The organism is Vibrio rubrogenes, assembly GCF_059641415.1.
Map to the genome: position 1 here is coordinate 1 of NZ_JCARSY010000081.1, position 2301 is coordinate 2301.

Below are 2301 nucleotides of genomic sequence, written 5' to 3' on the forward strand. Positions count from 1 at the left end.
ACTTTGAACGCTTTGGATGGTGCCTGCCAAAGGCATTTTGTAAATTCGAGTCCTTTCTCCTGAAGGATCGTAGCCATCGGAAATACGCTGCCAACCAAACCTTTCATAGAAGCCCTCGTGATCCGTGGTCAAATACAAGCTCCTATAACCCATAGCCTCAGCACGACAACCTGCATGTTTGAATAATGTTTCACTCAAATTTTTACCTCTGTGCTCTGTCTCTACGAACAAAGAGCTAAACCAAGGGAATAGATCGTGGCGACTAATGAAGTCATTAACTATCAGTCCATAGCAACCTACGATTTGTTCTTGATGCACTAAAACGTAAAACTGCGGAATGGCGTTTTCATTGACACTCGAATTTCGAATCGCGTCATTGAAATATGAATAGTTTTTATCACTCCCCCATTTGGAATGGATGTAATCAACGCATTTTTCGAGTCCTAGTGAATAATTATGGACATTAATTATATTGTACATCCTAACCCTCTAATACTGTCTTATTCCTTACAAAGGACATAGATTTCCTCTGGAACTCGAAACGTGTGGCTGAGTACTTGATTGGACAAGTGCCCTCAACAAATTGGGACATGCTGCTCGTATTATGACGGTTCAGTATGTCTTCCTCCAAACTACAGGAATAATGGCCTCACCTCTATGAGTCCGTTACTAATTACAAAGAGTCCGTTACTAATTACAAAGTTTCTCAGCATACATCTACTCGATTCGTTCCGGAAAACTTCCCGAGCAACAATCCATACTGCCTGTTCATCAAATGTGTGAACAACGGGTTGGTGAGCACACTAGATTAATGGATAAATTGTTTATTGACCTATGTACGCGATACCATCAATCTGCACATGCAATCCATCTCTTCCTCCTTTATGAGCGAACTCTGTAGATATTGTTTTTCTTGCGGGATAACCATTTTTAAACCGTTCTTTGATTACTTTCTCTAATAGTGGAATTTCCCAAACATCTCTGAAAAGAACATCTATTTTTACAACATGGTCTAGTGTAATTCCTTCCATTTTCAGTTTCCTTTCCATATCATCAAATGCACCATTTATCTGCTCTTCTAACGTTTTTCCAACACTCCCGACACAGTAACCAAGATACATAAAATCTCCGGCTACAACATAACCCGAATGTGCCCATTTTTCATTTACGTCACCACGTTTAATGCTTAACATGCTCATACACCTCTATATCAGTTCAAACATGCCGTAGTATATTCCTGTTTATTATTAAGTTTTGTGATTAACTGTATAAAAAAACAGTATCATTAATATGAAAAGACACCTATTAATGCGTTGTTTCGATGCTTGCTTTAGTTCTGATCCGAGTGTAACCATCCCTTAAACTAGGGGCATATCATTTTAGAGTTCTTCGGCTTACACTGACTCAGCCAGGGAGAATTCAACGATGAAAAAGTCACGATATACCGATCGTTAAGATCTTTCTGCAACTCTTTCATCGAACTAGTTGGAAATAATACAAATAAAAGCTACATTTCTGCTATTAACTCTATTTCAATATTTGCATCCATTGGTAATCTTGTAACTTCAATACATGATCGAGCAGGTTTGTGGGAGCCAAAGAATTCGTCATATATTGCATTTATCTTAACAAAATTATCCATATCTCGTAAAAAAATAGTCGTTTTGACAACGCTGTTCAAACTACATCCAGCTTCGAATAGGATTGAACTAATATTTTTTAAACATTGTTTCGTTTGTAACTCTACATCACTAGAAACAATTTTCATTGTTTCAGGATCAATAGGAAGTTGACCTGAAAGGTATAACATACCTTTACTTTCCATTGCATGACAATATGGGCCGACTGCCTTAGGTGCTTTATCTGAAAAAATAGGATTCATAATTTTTCACTTATTTAATTCAATATATTTTGTATATATTCTTACGAAAGGCATCCCAAAGGATGCCTCAGAAATATATATTAAAACCATCATCTATAGGCTAATAAACACATTTTTAACCTATTTAACTGCGACATGTTTAAATTGAGGGAGGTATTTTGAATTAATCTCCAACATGTCGTCTAAAATATCTTTAGTAACTGTGCCTTTTCGAACTAATGGATTAATAGTCAAAGCCTGTAGAGCAGTGGCATAGTCTCCTGTAACACCAGCTTTAACTGTCAGTTCTTCAAAAGCTTTCTGAAGCTGTAGAGTGCCTCTTATTGCAGGATTAACAATAGGCTCCAAGTTTAGAGGCATAGCGCCACATGATGTAATAACAGAAGTCGCCTCAATTGCGCAATCATTTGGTAGCTCAG

Annotated in this window: 4 protein-coding genes; all 4 read right to left on the reverse strand. The window is 37.2% G+C overall.

All coding sequences use genetic code 11. The features are described from left to right. Positions 1-480 (reverse strand): GNAT family N-acetyltransferase (locus tag AC55NX_RS20550; RefSeq protein ID WP_496997422.1); only part of this gene is annotated, 480 nt, incomplete at its 3' end. Positions 481-824: 344 nt separating this feature from the next. Further along, a complete protein-coding gene (locus AC55NX_RS20555; protein ID WP_496997423.1) occupies positions 825-1193 on the reverse strand; it encodes a RidA family protein in 369 nt (122 codons plus the stop codon). A gap of 314 nt (positions 1194-1507) precedes the next feature. Beyond that, positions 1508-1882, reverse strand: a complete 375-nt coding sequence (locus AC55NX_RS20560) for a RidA family protein (RefSeq protein WP_496997424.1) — start codon at positions 1880-1882, stop codon at positions 1508-1510. 120 nt (positions 1883-2002) lie between these two features. Next, positions 2003-2301, reverse strand: a 299-nt coding sequence (locus tag AC55NX_RS20565; protein WP_496997425.1) for a family 4 glycosyl hydrolase, incomplete at its 5' end; no start/stop codon positions are given.